The sequence below is a fragment of the Spongiivirga sp. MCCC 1A20706 genome, assembly GCF_046524175.1.
GTDB lineage: Bacteria > Bacteroidota > Bacteroidia > Flavobacteriales > Flavobacteriaceae > Spongiivirga.
On sequence record NZ_JBEFZF010000009.1, the window covers coordinates 123,130 to 141,178 of the forward strand.

Annotated in this window: 18 protein-coding genes; 1 reads left to right on the plus strand and 17 read right to left on the minus strand. The window is 35.7% G+C overall.

All coding sequences use genetic code 11. The annotated features are described in order from the left end of the window. Positions 1-26: 26 nt before the first annotated feature. From ABN763_RS17885 to ABN763_RS17900, 4 genes are all read right to left on the minus strand, one after another. Positions 27-1,025: a hypothetical protein gene (locus ABN763_RS17885; RefSeq protein WP_410486870.1), complete on the minus strand. Its 999-nt coding sequence runs from the start codon at positions 1,023-1,025 to the stop codon at positions 27-29. Between the two features lie 166 nt (positions 1,026-1,191). Continuing rightward, the gene (locus tag ABN763_RS17890; RefSeq protein ID WP_410486871.1) at positions 1,192-1,605 is read right to left on the minus strand and encodes a hypothetical protein; all 414 of its coding nucleotides are present in this window, start codon (positions 1,603-1,605) and stop codon (positions 1,192-1,194) included. 219 nt (positions 1,606-1,824) lie between these two features. Further along, complete coding sequence (locus ABN763_RS17895) at positions 1,825-2,409, minus strand: hypothetical protein (protein ID WP_410486872.1); 585 nt, start codon at positions 2,407-2,409, stop codon at positions 1,825-1,827. 111 nt (positions 2,410-2,520) lie between these two features. Then, positions 2,521-3,564 carry a helix-turn-helix domain-containing protein gene (locus ABN763_RS17900; RefSeq protein WP_410486873.1) on the minus strand — a complete coding sequence of 348 codons (1,044 nt, stop codon included), beginning with the start codon at positions 3,562-3,564 and terminating at the stop codon, positions 2,521-2,523. Positions 3,565-3,744: 180 nt separating this feature from the next. Here ABN763_RS17900 and ABN763_RS17905 point away from each other — a divergent pair, with 180 nt between their 5' ends. Then, the gene (locus ABN763_RS17905; protein WP_410486874.1) at positions 3,745-4,128 is read left to right on the plus strand and encodes a hypothetical protein; all 384 of its coding nucleotides are present in this window, start codon (positions 3,745-3,747) and stop codon (positions 4,126-4,128) included. Between the two features lie 128 nt (positions 4,129-4,256). Here ABN763_RS17905 and ABN763_RS17910 read toward each other — a convergent pair whose 3' ends face one another. From ABN763_RS17910 to ABN763_RS17970, 13 genes are all read right to left on the minus strand, one after another. Next, positions 4,257-6,569: an AAA family ATPase gene (locus ABN763_RS17910; RefSeq protein ID WP_410486875.1), complete on the minus strand. Its 2,313-nt coding sequence runs from the start codon at positions 6,567-6,569 to the stop codon at positions 4,257-4,259. A gap of 157 nt (positions 6,570-6,726) precedes the next feature. Next, a complete protein-coding gene (locus ABN763_RS17915) occupies positions 6,727-8,199 on the minus strand; it encodes a P-loop ATPase, Sll1717 family (RefSeq protein WP_410486876.1) in 1,473 nt (490 codons plus the stop codon). Positions 8,200-8,421: 222 nt separating this feature from the next. Continuing rightward, the gene (locus ABN763_RS17920) at positions 8,422-8,712 is read right to left on the minus strand and encodes a hypothetical protein (RefSeq protein WP_410486877.1); all 291 of its coding nucleotides are present in this window, start codon (positions 8,710-8,712) and stop codon (positions 8,422-8,424) included. A gap of 107 nt (positions 8,713-8,819) precedes the next feature. After that, complete coding sequence (locus ABN763_RS17925) at positions 8,820-10,541, minus strand: serine hydrolase domain-containing protein (protein ID WP_410486878.1); 1,722 nt, start codon at positions 10,539-10,541, stop codon at positions 8,820-8,822. Positions 10,542-10,786: 245 nt separating this feature from the next. Next, complete coding sequence (locus tag ABN763_RS17930; RefSeq protein ID WP_410486879.1) at positions 10,787-11,599, minus strand: helix-turn-helix domain-containing protein; 813 nt, start codon at positions 11,597-11,599, stop codon at positions 10,787-10,789. Positions 11,600-11,682: 83 nt separating this feature from the next. Then, on the minus strand, positions 11,683-13,020 hold the full coding sequence (locus ABN763_RS17935) for a hypothetical protein (protein ID WP_410486880.1): 1,338 nt from the start codon (positions 13,018-13,020) through the stop codon (positions 11,683-11,685). A gap of 63 nt (positions 13,021-13,083) precedes the next feature. Next, positions 13,084-13,842, minus strand: a complete 759-nt coding sequence (locus ABN763_RS17940; RefSeq protein ID WP_410486881.1) for a DUF6090 family protein — start codon at positions 13,840-13,842, stop codon at positions 13,084-13,086. 128 nt (positions 13,843-13,970) lie between these two features. Further along, positions 13,971-14,633, minus strand: a complete 663-nt coding sequence (locus ABN763_RS17945) for a hypothetical protein (RefSeq protein ID WP_410486882.1) — start codon at positions 14,631-14,633, stop codon at positions 13,971-13,973. 48 nt (positions 14,634-14,681) lie between these two features. Then, complete coding sequence (locus ABN763_RS17950) at positions 14,682-15,362, minus strand: SDR family NAD(P)-dependent oxidoreductase (protein WP_410486883.1); 681 nt, start codon at positions 15,360-15,362, stop codon at positions 14,682-14,684. A gap of 128 nt (positions 15,363-15,490) precedes the next feature. Beyond that, positions 15,491-16,567, minus strand: coding sequence for a M28 family metallopeptidase (locus tag ABN763_RS17955; RefSeq protein ID WP_410486884.1), 1,077 nt, complete (start codon positions 16,565-16,567; stop codon positions 15,491-15,493). Positions 16,568-16,751: 184 nt separating this feature from the next. Next, positions 16,752-16,877, minus strand: coding sequence for a hypothetical protein (locus tag ABN763_RS17960; protein ID WP_410486885.1), 126 nt, complete (start codon positions 16,875-16,877; stop codon positions 16,752-16,754). 329 nt (positions 16,878-17,206) lie between these two features. Beyond that, positions 17,207-17,401 (minus strand): hypothetical protein, encoded by a 195-nt coding sequence (locus tag ABN763_RS17965; protein ID WP_410486886.1) that lies wholly within the window; start codon positions 17,399-17,401, stop codon positions 17,207-17,209. Continuing rightward, positions 17,373-18,049: type IX secretion system membrane protein PorP/SprF (locus tag ABN763_RS17970; RefSeq protein WP_410486887.1), on the minus strand; the 677-nt coding region annotated here is incomplete at its 5' end. The genes ABN763_RS17965 and ABN763_RS17970, both read right to left, overlap by 29 nt.

An 18,049-nucleotide genomic window follows, 5' to 3' on the forward strand; every position in this document is an offset into this window, starting at 1 on the left:
TTATGCATTGTTGCGCCGTGTAGTTTTCAATTCTTATTCCTTTTACTAAGTCTTTTTAGTTGTCTTCTTCGCTTTCGGGTTGCTTTGTTATATATCTTTTTGTCCTCAGAGGTCGCATATTGAAAATAGATATCGTCCTTTTCTGTCGGCTCTATGTTGAGCAGATTCCATTCAATGGTATTATTTGCTTTGTCAATAGTGTATCCCTCCGGGGATATTTCCTTGCTATCACTTAGACTAAAATCGTTTAAATGCAATGTTATTGTTGCTTTACCAATGTCTTTATACCATCCTGCACCTGAGTGTAAAATGTATTTAAAATAACGGTATTGATTTCTGTAAGCAATTCCTGACGGAAGTTGATATTTTACCTTAATCGTCCTTTTTTCGTTTTCTTTAAAAGTCACCTTCCAAACATACCAGGGATACTTTTTTTCTTTAGTTAATTCCTCAAATTTTGAAATTAAATCGCCCGATATGCTGAAACTTGATGAATACTTATTATAAAGAGCGTCACGAGTTTTATTTACTTTTTTATAATCTGTCTTTTTTGAATAGCTTAATGTGCCATTTTTTAACTTTTTTACATTGTTCGATTTGTACAGGCTATCTATTTTTCGATTGTATTCGTTATTCATCATCCACTTGTTCTTGAAAACACTGTAAATACTATCCAACTCTTCCGGTACTTTGATATCACTTTCTTCCAGTTCGAAATCATCTACTTCAATCTTAAATTTAGATTTATCGTCCACTGCATATGTACCAAGTGACCAATGGTGAAAATCCATTACCGGAAAACCCACTTCTAAATCAGTGTGGTCTCCATAATTAACCATTTCAAAAGTGCATTCAACTATAGCGTGTTCTTTGTACAGTTCAACCTGAACGTTTTCAGATTCCATACGAATTTTGACATCACTTTTGGTTAAAATTCCATTCGCGCTAATCGGGTTAGGTGCGATGTCGACCATTGTAAATGCCATTAAAACTATAGAAAGGAACATAAGAAGCTTAAATTTCATAGTGTTATTTGCAATGATGTTTAACTGGTTTGACGATGAGTAGTTGTTCGGATTAGCATATAATTTACAAGTACACACTAACCTGAAAATTAGTAAGGATCTTAAGCGGTTATATAGCACCAGTAATTGCAGATAGCCGATGCTGACAGAAATGGCATTTCAGTTTTCAATCAAATGGCACTAAATCGGGTTCTAAAAATTCCTTTTTAGCTTTTTCAGCATGGTAGATATCAAATCCGTAATGACAAGCCATTAAATCTTTAAAATTTGTTTTCAACCGCGGAAATTCTTCCATAAAATCCTTAAAAGTAGCACTACCAGATTTGAGCATAAAATGATATACTGCCTTTGTAGCCGCAATGGTTAAGGTCATATTGTATTTATCTTTTGCACCGGCATATTCCACAAAGATTATGAGTTGCCTTTGTATATTTTTTATAGCCTGTTCAATTCCGTATTTAGAAATATTTATCCATGCAAGTCTTAAATGCGCCTCGTGGGTAAAATATGAAGGGTGCAGTTCACAGGTATTGAATTGTTGTTCAAATTCACTGTTGGTTAATTCAAAGTGTTTTTCCATACGTTGTTTTATTGTCTGTTTTTCTTGATATGAGTCCATTTGTATTTCTAATGGTCTCCATAACCTACCACTGCGCTTATAATAGCATGGTACGAAAAACCGTGGATGTTATTTTCTGACTTAACCGAAAGATAGCAAATTGCGATGAATCCCGATTAAGGAATTCATCGGCAATGCGCTATGCAGGCTGAAGACTCCCTAAGTGATATGACAATAATGTTATTTTTTATGCCGACTTTGAAATAGCGGATAGAACGATTCGACCATTGTTGTCGGGTGGTCATCTTCTGTATGACTGACCATAAAAGACCCTCCCCACACCTCATCTGGATTATTGAGTATATGCCTGGTAATTTCCTTTATCCCGGTATTCCCATTTCTTTCGATTGCTTCGCCTTCGTCAACCCATTCTATTTTCTCAAATTCATCTTCTAGCGTATTTTTTGGCACCTTTATTTCTCCACTTTTATAGTGCGCTACATAGTAGTTACGGAATGTCATGTTGGGCTTGTAATCATATTTGAAACAGAACTGTCCCCTGAATTCAATATTTTCTATTTCAATACCATGTTCTACTGCCATGCTATCGATGGCCTCTTTTAAAAATTGCCTTTTTGATAGGTTTACATAGGGCATTCCCCACCAATCTTTTCCGCCGATCATTAAAATTTGATTGCTGTCATTTTTAATGATTACCCTCAGCACTGTGAAATTGTCTTTTCTTAAATAATGGGGAATTTCTTCGGGCCGTTGCTTACAAGAAAAAAGAACGGTCGCAATTAATAGATATACTACTGTTTTCATAATACTTATTTTGGCGTAAATATGGGAACAGGATAGTTCTCATCCTACCAATATCATGATGCTGGCAACACTATTGATAATTTAAAAGGACTTCTTAAGGTTACGAATACACTAATCGGCTTGTATTGCCTTTCTAAAGTCTAGGGCGGTTGTTCCGGTATGTTTTTTGAAAGCGGCATTGAAGGAAGAAATACTATTGAAACCACTATCATAGGCTATGGCAGCAATGGTAAATTTGGCGTGCGAATCTGATCTTAATAATCGTTTCACTTCTTCAATACGGTATTTTGAAACAAATTGTGAATAATTCAATGATTCTGTTTGATTAATTGCTTGCGACAGCGCTTTGGAAGACACCGCTAATTTGGTACTAAGTTCCAGAAGTGTAAGTGAAGGATTAAGATATGGCTTTTCGCTGTTCATTAACTTTTTTAATCGCTCTACTAATTGAAACGCTTCGGCATCATCGATGGGTGAATGCTTATATTTCTCTGCAGGCACCCTAAATAAAAACGGATTTTTAAGTGCCCAAAATGAAAAGAAAATGATGACCAAAGAAAATAAGAACGACAGTCCTAAATAAAACGGGATAATCATCTCTGATATTAAAAAATATAATATGATGACCAACAGATTTGCCCCTAAGAAGTAATGAAGCCATGTTTTAATCTTATGATCTCCCGGCGTCGCTTTTCTCTTAGTAGGTTTATTTAACCAAAAAAGTGAAAATAGCGTGTAGCCAAACATGTGTGCAATTAAAATAGTATAAAATATGCCGAAAATGGGATTACCATTATTGGGTATCAACCAGGCAATACTCAGTAGCACAAAAAATGGGATGTAGTGAATATATGCACGATGAAAGCTGGTTATTTCCCTTTTGAATAGATAGGAAGAATACAGTAATAGCGAAGGACCAATACATAACTGTATGGTTAAAAAATATGTTCTCAAGGTAGCATCTATTTCAAAATAATTATGAAACAGTGATTTGCCTATACGAAGGCTAAAGGCTATTAAATAGATGGCTAAAAAGATATTGGCTTTGGGTTGCTTTTTTCGGGAAATAAGCAGGAATATGGAGAAAAACAGGCCCAATATCACACCAATACTTCCAAAAAGTAATTCAATATGTTGTTGTAATTCGGTATTCATGATCTGAATCAAAATAACGAAAAAATATCATTGTTGCCTTGTACTAAAAAACTTTGAAGCGCTGAGTGTTAACCTAATTAGCCATAGGCATTTATAAAACAGCTAATGACAAAAATCATAGAAAACGGGTCTCACATTCAATAGGTTTGCCATTGATTACCAATTTAGAAAACGCAACCCATGTGGAAGTATATTATAGCCTGGTTTCCGATGATTGTTATTGCTATTGTCAACGGATTGTTTCGGGAGAAATTCTTAGCAAGTCGCTTTAATGAACTGCAAGCGCATCAGTTGTCAACCGCTAGCATGATCATATTATTTGGTGTGTATGTATGGATTTTGATTAAGATTTGGTTTCCAACCTCAGCCAAACAGGCCATCATGATTGGTTTGATATGGTTGGTGCTCACCGTCATTTTTGAGTTTTTATTTGGGCATTATGTAGCGGGACATTCTTGGAATAAACTACTAGATGATTATGATATTGTAAAAGGAAGAGTTTGGGTGTTGGTCCTTATTTGGGTATGTATTGCACCCTATACCATGTATCAATTGCAACAATAGGAGGAGGCGGGTTTCTTAAATTACGGATAATGGGAAGGCTTCGAAGTTGCTCCCGATAGCTATCGGGACTTCGAAGAGTTGGGAATTGAGCCTCTATTACTTATATACCATGTTGCATGCTGGCTCTTTTATATAGCTTTTTTAAGAGCTTCAAAATGTTTTTCATCCAATTCCAATAATTTAAATAATTCATTACAAGCTGTTGGCAGGACCATTATCAGTTCATCGTGTCTTGTTGCTTTCTCAAATGATGTAAAGTGCGAGAAATGATTGAGTGTTTTAAAATTGTTAATATCATCTACTAACTCTGTTATTCGATTCTCCACACTATCAGGTTCATTAGGAATCTTCATTAGTGTATATATTTCTAAAAATCTTCTTAGCGCATTCGGAATTAGAATATCATAAACCTCTCCGCCATTTTCAATTTCATTTTTGTATTGGTAAATTAGGCTGAATAAGTAGATGTATTCAGACTTAAATCTTTTTAAAGCTTTACCTAAACCTTTCAGAATTGAATTGTCAGTGTCAATCTTTTGAATTTGATAGAGCCCAAAATTCGGAACATCTTCTTTTTCTCCTGTTCTCGGGTTTGTTCTTCTTTTCTTTTTTTTCAGTTGAGTTGAATCTCTTAAAAATGAGAAAAACTCAAAGTTATGTGTCGAGATAAAAAGTTGTTTAAAACAGTTAATTACTTTCTCTGGATTCTCTGCATCAATATTCTTTCTAAAGAAATATGAATTTATCAAGGAATAAACTTGAGATATATGGTTTGTGTCTAAACTTGAAATAGGGTCATCAATGAATACTATTGTATTTCTCATTTGATTGATTCCTAAACTTTCCAATTGAACCAAAAAATATGAAAATGCTATAGCGGTTTTTTCACCTTCACTAAGGTTTCTAGCCGGTCTAGATTTACGTAACAGTATGAATTTATCTTCTGACGTTACATCAATTTTGATATCATTTCTATTCAAGAATTTTTGAATGAATTTATTTAATTCATCTTTTCCTTTTGTAATAGTTTTTAAAGAGTCTAGTTTTTCTTGTTTTACAGATGATTTACTAGTTATATAGTTAATGTATATTTTTTGCCAGTCTTGTGCATTTTCACTTTTGGTCTTTTTATCGAAATAGCTTTCATTTTTTAAGTAGTTCGCAATCAGGTGCTTTTTTAATTTGTTGCGTGCATCATTTCTTTCCGTCTCAAAATTAGATATTAAGGAATTGTGTCTTTGAATGATTTCATTAACACTAGTAAACCAATCTTCAAGCTCGGTCAATTCATAATTAGTGTCTGATAGGGTAATGGAATTAAAAATATTACCATCTTCTTTTCTGGAAAGTTCTTGAAGTAGGTGATTCAATTCCAAAATGTAATTTGTTTTAGCTAGTCCAAAAGACTTAATTTTTAAATCAATATTTTCCCTTTCTTTTTCTGTAAAGTCATTTTTACTTTTTGGTATTTCCAAAGCATTGATAGAAGAAATCTCCTTTTCTATTAGCTCTCTCTGTTTAGAAATTTTATCTCTTAATTCTTTCGAAGCATTTGAGAAATAGTTGTTCAAAGAAGTAATTCTATCAGTTGTTACAGGGTTTTCACAAAAAGAACAAGTATCTTTATTTTCATTAAACTCTAGCCCTTCTTTTACCCATTTATATAAATCTTTATTGTTCTCTAAAATATCTATAACTACATCCTTAGTAGGTTCGTCTTGGAGAAGTGCAGAAACAGAAGACTTTAAGTGTGTTAAATTGATTTCAAATTCGTACTCGCTAAATTCTTGGAAGTCGTTTGTTGAATTAGCCAAAACTTTTAAATCTTCAATTTCCTTATCGGTTCCGATTATTAAAGAATCAATATTATCTTTCGTAATTGAATTTAAAGTTGATTTAAAATGTCCTTTGTCAAATGGAATTGTGTTATTAGATATAATTAGGCGTATTGATTTACTCTCTTCTCTAAAACGCCAATTTTCAAATTCATTGAAAGTATCTATTGGTGTTTGTGTTCCATCTTTTCTTAATTCTGCGTATTGGATTTTTTCTTCTAGGATTTCAATTTCAGTTCGTATAGTTGTGTTTTCTCCTACGTCAAATGCAATTGGTTCTCCTAATTCAGTTCTCGAATCCCAAGTTAATTTTGAGTCAATATATTCTTTGTTAAAAACGAAGACTACTGTACTAAAAGAGTTTAAGTCTTCACTATTGAATTCAGAATTGTTGTCAAGTTTCAGTTTGAATTTTGCATCTGGATAGTCTAAATGAATAGTCTTGTCTCGAAGTGAGCAAAATAATCTCGATAGCGTGGTTTTTCCTGAATAATTCCAACCATAAATAACATTCTTTTCTTTAAAATCTTGTAACGAAGAATCTCGATTCCAATTAAAGTCATTGAAAACTCCAAATTTTTCAATTATCGAAATTCTTTCAATCATCTGGTCGTTTTTTAGCTTGCATACCGGTCTCGCTATAAGTAGTTACGTGGGTTAGCACCTAACTTTGCAATTAAACACTAAGATGAAAATCCTTGCGGATTTTCAGAAGTAGGCGAGAACAAGCAATTACTTATAGCCATTGTTGGCAGTAGTTTTTTTAATATGTATAAAGCCCTTTAATTAACCCTGAATGAATTACAGCTTTCATTTTTGGGTCATATTTTGATTTTTCGTTACGAATTATAGAATATAATCCAGTTCCATTTTTACCAAATTGGATATTGCTTATAATTCCTAATTCATACAAGTACCTTAAAAGAGCTTCTGGACTTTTATTTATATTTTTATTACCTGTTTCGAGATATTTTTTCTTAAAATAGTATGAAGTGAAAGTATCAGTTCCTAATGTTCTTAATAGAGCAAATAATGTATCAGTTGCAGGTATGATAGGTGATATTTCATTCTTTAATTCATCTATTAACCACGATGAATATTCTTTTTCCGCTGCATTTATCGTTTGATAATCTAATTTGTTTAATATATCGGCTTGTTCTTTTATTTTAATACAAAATTGGACTAAATCCCTTGGACGATGAAAAGTTCTATGAATTAAATATTTGAAAGGGTCAATACTTTTTCCATTCTCACGAAGTTTAATAAACTTTTTATTAAAAATATAATTGAATGAACCTCTGCCTTTTAATTCTTCAACACTATTTTCTATTCTTATATTCATTAATTGCAATAAAGCTGGATTTGTCCAATCATTTTTATTTATGATAGTCCAATTTAATTTATAAGTATGAAAGTCAAATTTGGCACTGTCTGGGTCGTGACTACTAAATTGATTAAAAATATCAGACCTCAAGTAAGCAACTACTTTTGAGTTTTTGTTGTATTGTAATAAAGAGGAATTTAAAGAATAAATAATTTTAAAAAGACTGATTAAAGATTCAAAATATTTTTTATTGTCTATATACAAAGTATAATTATCGTCTAACTGGTCAAATTGTATTAGATAAGGTCTTTGAGTTTCTGCTAAATTATCTAAAACTAAATCTTCTAATCGTTCATTGATTTCTGTAATATTTTCTATTTCATCTCCAAATTGTAGTGATTTCTCCTTACCCCCTTTAGGTCCAATCCCTCGAAACTGTAAACCAAATTCAGTTTTATCTGTACTTGTCGTAATTTTGGAATGTAAATCTCTTAAATTTTTACCAAACCTATAGTTTACAAACTCGTACAGCTCTTCATAATGAGGAAGTAATTTATTTTGTTCGTCTAGAACAATTTGTTTGCCAAATTCACTTAAAATAATGTATTTCCATATGCTTTGATATTGATTTGGTCTTGAAAAATCATCGTCACTTAATTTTAACAGCTTTTGAAATGGAAAACTTTTAAACGATAAATTACTTATTATCATTCCTTTTTCTGCTTCCCGGTTTTTAATCCAATTATAAATGGCAGATTTTCCTGTTCCTTTTCTTCCAATAATAAAGTATGCTGGTTCTTCAACTATTTTTTTCCAATATTCATTATCAAAGAAATAATTTTCAAGATTATGGTCGTACAAACCATCTGGATTTCCAAAATCAGTTTGTAATAGTGCTGTTATTGCATTCATTTATTTCTTTTATTATATCTTGTTTTCAAATCACTGCCAACTTATTATATCAAAAACAAAGCCTCGTTTATCCAGAAAATAATCTTGGACATCAGCACTTTTTTTCGCTTTCTAAAGTACTTATAACAAGTGTACTATAGGTTATAATTCGACAGGCGTAGTATTTAATCGTTCTAGTGAGTTCATTGTCAGTTGTCCCGATAGTTATCGGGAGTCGGTAGTTTAGCTTCCGGCCAAGGGGGTGTCGAAAATGCCTACTGCCAATTGGGCCCAGATAAGCAAAAAGAGTATAATCAATAAGATGATTAACAGCCACTGCAGTTTCTTTTTACCAGCTGTTTTACGCAAAATAAATTCTAATATGAGTCCGCTGCCAAATAGCAAGACCCCGGCTACCACAAAATCGATACCTGACCATTGCACTTCATTGGTCAATTGCATGAGCAGCAAAGGCAGTAGCACCATTGCTGCACATACTATTAGTATAATTTTTAACCGTTGGTTTGCCTTCATCTTACCGTCGAAATCAAGACAATGTAAGGTTATTATTTTAGTCCTGCTTTAAAAAGACCGGGATACGGAAGCCATACCAAGAAAAAGGTTGGTATTTAGATTGCATTTTAATGCAGCATGGCGGGCAAGATATAGTCTCTTAAAATATCCCGTGCCTGGTTGCCTTTTCGGTTTCTAAAATTCCCGGAAGTAATCACCACTACCGACTCTAGCTCCGGGAGAATGAAAATAAATTGCCCGCCGGCACCTCGTGCCTCCACAGCCTCGATGGGTTTTCCGTTCACTACATAAGTATCGTGCCACCACAAATACCCATAGTGGTTTTTGTCTCGTACATCCTGTAACCGCATATGTTTTTGAAAGGACTCGGCTATCCATTTTTCAGAAATGAGTTGCTTGCCGTTCCAATGGCCTTTATTTAAAAACAACTGTCCAAATTTTAGCAGGTCCCTTGAGGTTAGCAGCATACCGCCCCCGAAATAAGGAATGACCATCGAGTCGTCTGTTTGATTGATATAATTGGTAATACCTAAAGGCTCAAAAAGTTTTTGGTGCATATACTGTTCCATCGGCATATCTAAGCGTTCGTTTAAATACACCCCCAATAAAAAGGGATTGGCAGAGCCATAATCGGCATAGGTACCCGGCGTTTTTACCATCGGGGCCTCTAGCACACTTTGCAGCCATTTTTTACCCTTGTTTCTCATTGGGTTTTGGTAATAATCTTCAGACGCTAGATTATTGACATCTAAACCACCACTCATGGTCAGTAAATCTTTAAGGGTGATATCTGACTTTTTATCATCCTTAGTGTACTGGTAGTTAGCCGGTATAAAATCGTATAATTTCTCGTCAACACTTTTAATAACACCATCATCAATCGCAATGCCGATCATCGCAGAAGAAATGCTCTTGGAGGCCGACCGCAAGTCATGCGGAATGTTGGCATTATGGCCGTCAAAATACGACTCAAATACCAGCTTGTTGTCTTTTGCAATGAGCACACTATGGGTATTGACCAATGTATTCGCCTGAATACTATCGATTAATCGTTCTAGCCCTGCTTTATCGATACCATAGTCCGTAATACTCGAGGTGTTCCAGCCATCATTTAAATCTTTTGGCGTGTTGGTATTTTGTTCTTGTTCTTTAGGTTTTTGATTATAATCCCAACCGTCATCGGTATGCGTTAAGCTTGTTTTTGCAATGAGCACATCCGTCAATAATATCTCTAGTTCAATGGTGTTCTCTAGTAACTTTGCACGAAGGTTAAATCCGGTCATGCTGTCTTCAAAAAGCACCGTATCGCCTTGTTTTTTAAAATTATGCGGCCACATGCCCCGAAATCGCTGATCGCCAAAAAAAGGAAAGGCCATGATATCGCCATTATCGGTATGTTCTACATACAACATAATATCGTTAGACTGCAATTCATTATCGGCCATAAATGCATTCCAGGCTCCGCTAAATTTGTTGGTACCCACTTCCGGGAAGTGTACGTGATAGAAAAATTTTCCCGTTTTGATAAAACCAGTAAGCGCTTTGGTATCGGCATCATGTTTTAAATTAAAAAACAACTGATTATCAATATTCAAACGGATACTGTCCTTGCTCGATGACTGCAAGTTCTTATCAATGGTAATGTGATTATTGGTAATGCTAAGATGATAACGATTCGCCGTTACCTTCTCGATAGTGACCTGAAAATTGAAACTGGTTGTATCCGGTAAAAAACCGACCCACTCGCCTTGATAATTTTGTTTTGTAGGCTGAGCGCAGCTTATACAGGTTGATAATATGATGATAAAAATTGCGAGGTATTTGCGCATGATTGATGAAATTTAAGTCACAAATATACTACCCGACTCATAACAGAAATTGTATGAGATTAACATTGGGGGTTTGTTCTTAAAATACCATTGTAGTCAAAGACATCCATCCCCTCCCGATAGCTATCAGGACCGTCCCTCCATGGAAGAGAACAAAAAAGTCTCCCTTTGAGGAGTCCCGATAGCTATCGGGATAGAGGGGTGTATTCGCTATAATCTTGCAACAGCAAAAATCAAATTCAAGCTTAGCCCCTATTCTTAATCATTTTTCGATACCGACTAGGATTCATATTAAAGTGCTCCCGAAACACACGATTAAAATGGCTTTGATCAGAAAAGCCCGCCTGGTAACCAATCTCCGTTAAACTAAGTGCGGAGTCTAACAATAAGGGTAATGTCTTTTTAAGTTTTTGTTGCCGCATGTATTGCCCCAAACTCATTTTTAGGTATTTGGGTGCAGCCCGAGATATATGCACAGGATGCACGTTTAAGGTAGCCGACAAATAATCCAAGCTTAGGTTAGTTGAATCGTAATGCAGTAGTTCTTTTAAATGATCGATCCACACCGGGTTTTCAAGCGAATCGAGATGCTTTTGATCACTGAGTGCATTACAGATTTGAAGTAATAACAACTCAACCGAAACAGTACTAACACTATCGGACAATACAAATTCATGATACAGTTGTGCGAACAGCACATGCAGTTGTGGGTTTTGAATAAGCTGGCTGCCTTCCCATAAATCGAAAGCTATGTCCTTTTCTTTCAACCAGTTTTTTTCAAACTCTAAATGAAAACCACTAGCCTGATCTGAATGTTTGGAGCCAAAATGCGGCTCTTGCCAATTATTAAACATTAAACTGCCCGAAGGACAAAGCGTCTTCACCCTGGTATTACAGTCTTTCATATTACCCTGCAATACATACATGAAATAAGGATTTTCATGATAGTGCCAGTCGGTTCTTTCGGCAGTGTAGGTGTACTGCGACAATAAAACACCATTAAAAGTATTCTCTGAATTTTGATTACCGTAATATTCTCCTCGGGATAGGATTTTCATTTTTTGATGTGATGATGCATTGAAAGTTAATGATATTCGATGAAAATTATCCCATTAATTTCTTAAAGGTTTCATTTGACCAACTACTTCGCTGCCGTTTTAAAATCGATGACATAGGAGTGCAGCATATCATCATTTTCGGTGCGATATCCATTTTCTAACATGATTTGATAGCGCTTATTGGGTTCTAACTTCACTTTATAAGTAACCGACATGGCATCCTCAGCAAAGTCAATACTTTCTACCTTCGGAAAGTGCTCTCTACCCAAATCACCGAATCCGGTTGACCGAATTCCCGGGTTCATTTTCATTGAAAACACAGCAGTAATTGTTGTGGTATTTGGGTTTACATTTTGACTGCCGTTTTTAAATTCTTTTATCGATACCACCCGTGGTCGGCTCGCCTGATATTGTTCAAATAGCTCCTTAATAGAAGCTGATAAATAGTTGGTACTATCAATGAGCGCCTCCACTTGAGGTTCATTGTTATAATCTAGTTCAATAAGTTGCTTGATGGCCAGTGTTTTGTCTTCGGCCTGATCATAATGCGCCTGCGCAATATTAAAACCTACCTGATAACCAACATCGCTGACACCAAATTGATTATTGGCACTGTTCCAACGCCATTCGCCTCCTTTTCTAAAATTAAAGACCTGTTTTTCAAACAGCGCTTTCACCTTATCCTCATTATTCTTTACATAATTCACATAGGCAAATGGACTTTCTTTACCCGTAGCTTTATAGGCTACAAAATCGGCAATACCCTCAAACAGTACTTCTGATAAAATGTTGTTTACAATGGGTTGTTGTTGGGTATGCACATATTCATGCACATTTAAAAATTGAATATTATCTGTGGGATTGGTCTGATAATAGGTTGTGAGATGAGAAAGGTTTTCGGGAAATTCTTCGCTATTCGTTTTAGTATCACCTAATGCGAATTCACTGCCAATTAATACCAAATCATCGAAACCGGTTCCCGGCGTTCTAAAAACCCCCATAGTATAGTAGATAGTCGAGTGCGTTAAGTCGGGATAAATCGCTTTGAATTTATTGACGCCTTCTTTGATTTCAGCATTAAAATCGGCTGTATTTTGGGTATTCGCTCGTAAGGAATTCCAAAATTTGGGATAGCTATTCATTGCCTCGATATATTCTTCCGGCTGATAGCGTCGGTTTTCAAAGAGCGCTTGTTGTCCTCTTGAGGCTTTATTAATGAATAGCTCATCAAGATATTGTCGTTGGGTCGCACTGTCTTTAGTCGATTGAATTTTATCATAGGCCTCCCAGAAATTATCAATATCAGAGGATACGATTTCTTGTGGAAATGATTCTTTTTTCGTGCAGCTGGCCGTAACTAAAGAAAGTGCTACTAACAAGCTAAGCACACCCAAAATTGACTGATGATTCTTGATGAACATGTTTTCTCCAGTAGTTTGTTTTATAAAGTATACAACGCGAAGATCATTATCAAATTATCGCTACTATTCCTTTTCAAGTCTAATTTCCGCTAATATCGCATCAGTTTGATCCAGCAGTTTTTTTTGATAATCGAGTCTTCCTGATTCAATTCCCGTTTTATTTATCAGTGCCCCTAAATATGCTTTGTTCGAAAACAGTTCATAAACAGACTCGCTTACCGCTTCTTCAGAAATCTCAATCCCAAAAGATTCTTGATCTTCTTGACCCATAAAATATTGTTCGTAGGGGTATGAAATGTTATTCATATACACCAGGCACTCTTTACTTTCATAGTCATCTTCAAAACCCGACTCTAAATCGGTTGAAAACTCAATCAGCATTTTTTTAAGACCCAAATTTCTCAGCACATCGCCTTTTCCTGAACTAATTACCGTTTCAAAGGTGCTATTAACCAACTCCGCTCTAAACCAAGAATTCGCTCCGAACGCTTTCAACTTCAATATCGAATCTTGACTTACAGTTTGTAGTTGATCGCTGGTAATAATTTGGATAAGACTATTGCTAAAACGAATCATTTGTCTTTGATAATCGATCGTTGTATGGAGTCTTTTTTTATTTTCAATAAAATCTTGTTCAAGGGAGTTTAGCAATATGGCTTCTTCATTAAGCTTTTTACTATTTTCATTCCAATTATTGATGGTCAAGGCAATAAGAATCCCAAGCACAACCAGTATAATTTCTCCCAATGAATACATTAAATACTTCTTGAACTTGTTTCCCGAAAGCAGTTTTTGACGGGTTTTTCTAAAAAACTTGATCATTCTTGTATAGTAATTTGTTCGTATTTCGCATCACGGAGTGGTCGATGAAACTTGTAGCATTTTCCCATTGTAAAACTTGTTACCTGTAGTTGCAAAATATGTGATTCTATGTATAAAAGTCAATCATTTTAATGATCTTCCTCAACATTATTTATATTATTTAGTTTCCACAACTCTAAAATTTCAGAAACTTCTTTTGCTTCATCTTCATTTATTGATCTCCAATAGGCTAATTCACGGTATAGTGATGAATCAAAAAAATACTTGCTCCCTAAGAAGAATAAAAAAGCCGCTAGCCCTAAACCAACAATTATGAATATTTGAATCAATTCTAATCGAGAATCTAGATATGTGAATACTAATTTTCCAAATGATAATCCAATGCCAACAAAACAAACAATCATTAAATTGTAGAACATTACTCCCATTGATTTAGGATATCGAAAATAAGTAAGCTCCACACTGGTATATCGCTTAGAAAAATATGCTCCCTCAATAAAATCAAGCATTTTATTGCTTGTTTCTAAAGCCTTTAAATCTGTTGAACCGAGTTTAAAGGAAATAATTTCATTCCATTGGTTATTATATTCTTTTATTTCAACTCGTTTCTCAAAATACTTCTTATGAAACTTCCCAAAAATAACATTGAATAATAACGCAATGAATATCGCTGGTAAAAGAATCATCTCCACACCATCTAAAGAAACATTAAGAATTATGAACAATAATATTGATAAGAACAGTCCTGGAAGGTATATCCGCAAGCTTTCATTCAGGCTAAATTTTTCCATATGTAATATTAGTTAGTACAGTATTGAATGGACATATTATCTGGAAAATTATGGAGTGGTCGATGAAACCTGCAACATTTTCCCATTGTAAAATTTATTACCAGTAATTGCAAAATCAACAATGTAATTGGCCATTTCTGTTGGTGTTACCGGTGCTTGAAAACCGGGAAATGCTTCTTCTAACATCTCCGTCTGCACTGCGCCTAGGGCCAGCACATTGAAGGAAGGTCCGCTTTCTTTATATTCTTCAGCTAATAATTCTGTCAAGGTGATGACCGCGCCTTTGCTAGAACTATAGGCTGCCAATCCGGGAAACTTCATACTACCTTGTACGCCGCCCATGCTACTTATGGTCACTACATGTCCGCTTTTTGGCATAAAAGGAATTATACGTCTGGTCATTTCAGCCACACCAAATACATTTACTTTATAGATGTATTCGAAGTCTGCCACCGTGGTATCGGCAAAGGGTTTATTTAATAAGGCACCGGCATTATTGATCAAAATATGCACCTTGCCGTTCCATTCATCTTTGACAAAATCGGTCACGCGATCAAGATCGGCATCAAGACTTAAATCAAAAGGAAATGCCGTGATGTGCTCGTTATTTAAATCGTCTATAGGCTTGCTGTTACGAGACAAGGCCAATACACGGTGTCCTTTATCAGCAAAAATTTGTGCTAGTTGAAAGCCAATTCCTCGGCTAGTACCTGTGATGATTATGTTCATATATGTTGTTTCTAAATCCGAAAAAATATGTCTCCTCTTCCCGATAGCTATCGGGAGTAGTCGAGGGGTCACTTGATACGTTGGAGTTTCGAATAGTTCTCGACTGCGCTCGAACAGACATAGTCATTTTATTTAATTTCCCTAGTTGGTGTATTAAACATGGTGGCCAATGGCGGAATCATTTCATTGATCACCTTGGTCATATGAGGGATATCCATTTGCGCTACCTCGTCGTCTACATGATGGTAATAATCGAAGTTGGTAAAATCGAATGTACAAACCGTATGCGATGGCACATTGAATTCATTGTAAAATGGATAATTATCTGATCGTTGAAACAACCCATATGTGGATGCAGTTGGCAAGAATCCGATCACTTTTTTGCCGGCATAGCTATTAATGGCATCAGCCATATTACTTTTTTTGTATCCCGTGATATACGCCAGATAATCCTTTCCTTTCATCGGGACGCCAATCATTTCAAAATTGACCATCGTATACAGATTCAAGTTTTGTTCTTTTAGCTTTTTGGCCAGATGTTTTGAACCTAACAATCCTTTTTCTTCCGCTGAAAACAACGCAAAAATAACACTGCGTTTATTGGATTTTGTTTTACTAAAATAACGAGCAAGTTCCATCACCGCTACGGTTCCAGCAGCATTGTCATTGGCCCCATTGGCGATAGCATCGCCATTTACTATTTTCCCTTTACCAATGTGATCGTAATGGGCTCCTATTATAATGTATTCATTCTTTAATGTGGCATCAGTACCGGGCAATAATCCAACAACATTAAACGAATTTTTAAAATTAGAAAGATCATCGCGATAGGAGGAGAAATAAGGAACTATACCATTAGACTTAAATGAAGCCTCGATATATTGGGCCGCTTTTTCAATACCCGAAGATCCAGCCTCTCGACCTCCCAATTCATCAGATGCCAAATAGGTAATAGTCTTCTTCACATCTCCCTCTTTCGCATAGTACCCAGGAATTGTTTTTTCAGCTGTATTCGTCAACGTTGCGTTTTCTGAACTGTCAGCTGTGGTATTTTGATTCGATCTATCGATATCGACTACGGTAACCGTTGGTTCTTGTTGCGAAGCCTTTTTAGCCGCTTCGGCATCAGTGCTTACTACTTGGGTTGATCCGCAAGACATCATCAAAGCTGCAAGCGCTAATACTACATAGTTTCTTATTATCATGATCTTAAATTAGTTGAATATTTGCACTTTGATTTAGTATCAAAGAAAACACTAAGGTAAAAAAAGGAAGTATAATTGTTACTCCATTCGTGGATGGAATAAAAAAAACCGGCACCCTATCGATGATAGCGTTCCGGTTGTTTGTAATTGCTGTTGAGAAAGCTTGCTAACCTTTGATATGGTGTTAGGAAATAAAAAGTACTAGTACTTTGTACATTAATACTCCCACCCCTATCAAACTCGCCAACATAAATAATACTCGCACAAATTCTTGTGCCGAATAGTGGTCTTTATTAGCTACATTTTTCATATTTAATATTTAGCCCGTTTATATATAGTATCGTCCTCAAGTGTAAAAAAGTATCTCTTTAACACTGAATTAGTACTGTTTTAACTTTTTAGAAAATAGATACTAATATGATTAAATAGTTGCTTTAGGATGTGTTAAATAACAAAAAGCAGCATATAAACCAATATGCTGCTTTCATCTACTAATCTAAAAACTCAATTAATCAATCAAAATTTGACACTGAATCCTAGCTCCGCAAGAATGTTATGGTGTATGTAAGTATCCTAATACACCAGTTTCTATTAACACCACCAATATCCCTATACATATCAAACAGATCAGCAAGAATACTAATGGGGCTTTGTAATTGTTGTCATTAGAAAATCGCATTGCAGAATATATAAAGGATATAAACGAACCAAATCAATAACGTTATTGATGCCATTAGTAGCAATAGCGGTATCGTCTTCTCCAATAGTGTATTGCTGTATGCTATTCTCATATCCTAGATATCTATTATAAATTAAACCGTAGAAGTACCTCATGTGATCCTCTGCTGTAGTCTCCGATGTTGGTGGTTGATCGGTCATACGCATACCCAAAAGCCATCCAATCTGCCATCTTCACAAAGGCCAGTCCACTCACTGATTCATTCAGCCGGTAGTTCAGTCCTAACTCCACACGCTTGTAGATATCAAAGGTCCCCGTCAGATCGATCGTCGTCGGACTCCCCGATACCAGTCGCACCATCGTCGAGGGAGTGAACTGTAGGTTCTCGTTGATTTGTAGATGATAGCCACCCCCTGCAAAGAAGTGCAGCTCATCAGTGGCCTCTGTAGCAATACCCGCCTGTTTCTCAAAGCGATCACTCTTGAGTAGTTGTGGAGCCGATAGGGTCAGGTAGTAACTGCTGCCTCTCAGTAGTGCCCCCACCCCGATGTTCGGATTAAAGCTGCTCACATTCTCTGTAAACAGCGGATCGTTCGTAATCTGTAGCGAGTTTAAATCAATATCTACAAAAGACCCTCCTGCCTTTAGCCCTAGGTAGAGTTTTGTGTTATCTGTTAATTGCAGCTTATACGAGAAGTCGATGTAGGCATCCGTCTCATTCAGGACAAACACCTGATCATTCACCACCGAGGCCCCGATACCTATCTGATCATTGATCGGAATACCCAATGACAGACTCTGGG

Coding starts and splice junctions, on each gene's coding strand:
- ABN763_RS17940 (WP_410486881.1), bottom strand. CDS start 13,842: ATGATCAAGTTTTTTAGAAAAACCCGTCAAAAACTGCTTTCGGGAAAC.
- ABN763_RS17960 (WP_410486885.1), bottom strand. CDS start 16,877: ATGAAAAATGTAGCTAATAAAGACCACTATTCGGCACAAGAATTTGTG.
- ABN763_RS17910 (WP_410486875.1), bottom strand. CDS start 6,569: ATGATTGAAAGAATTTCGATAATTGAAAAATTTGGAGTTTTCAATGAC.
- ABN763_RS17930 (WP_410486879.1), bottom strand. CDS start 11,599: ATGAAAATCCTATCCCGAGGAGAATATTACGGTAATCAAAATTCAGAG.
- ABN763_RS17915 (WP_410486876.1), bottom strand. CDS start 8,199: ATGAATGCAATAACAGCACTATTACAAACTGATTTTGGAAATCCAGAT.
- ABN763_RS17945 (WP_410486882.1), bottom strand. CDS start 14,633: ATGGAAAAATTTAGCCTGAATGAAAGCTTGCGGATATACCTTCCAGGA.
- ABN763_RS17965 (WP_410486886.1), bottom strand. CDS start 17,401: ATGAGGTACTTCTACGGTTTAATTTATAATAGATATCTAGGATATGAG.
- ABN763_RS17950 (WP_410486883.1), bottom strand. CDS start 15,362: ATGAACATAATCATCACAGGTACTAGCCGAGGAATTGGCTTTCAACTA.
- ABN763_RS17890 (WP_410486871.1), bottom strand. CDS start 1,605: ATGGAAAAACACTTTGAATTAACCAACAGTGAATTTGAACAACAATTC.
- ABN763_RS17920 (WP_410486877.1), bottom strand. CDS start 8,712: ATGAAGGCAAACCAACGGTTAAAAATTATACTAATAGTATGTGCAGCA.
- ABN763_RS17905 (WP_410486874.1), top strand. CDS start 3,745: ATGTGGAAGTATATTATAGCCTGGTTTCCGATGATTGTTATTGCTATT.
- ABN763_RS17955 (WP_410486884.1), bottom strand. CDS start 16,567: ATGATAATAAGAAACTATGTAGTATTAGCGCTTGCAGCTTTGATGATG.
- ABN763_RS17900 (WP_410486873.1), bottom strand. CDS start 3,564: ATGAATACCGAATTACAACAACATATTGAATTACTTTTTGGAAGTATT.
- ABN763_RS17885 (WP_410486870.1), bottom strand. CDS start 1,025: ATGAAATTTAAGCTTCTTATGTTCCTTTCTATAGTTTTAATGGCATTT.
- ABN763_RS17895 (WP_410486872.1), bottom strand. CDS start 2,409: ATGAAAACAGTAGTATATCTATTAATTGCGACCGTTCTTTTTTCTTGT.
- ABN763_RS17925 (WP_410486878.1), bottom strand. CDS start 10,541: ATGCGCAAATACCTCGCAATTTTTATCATCATATTATCAACCTGTATA.
- ABN763_RS17935 (WP_410486880.1), bottom strand. CDS start 13,020: ATGTTCATCAAGAATCATCAGTCAATTTTGGGTGTGCTTAGCTTGTTA.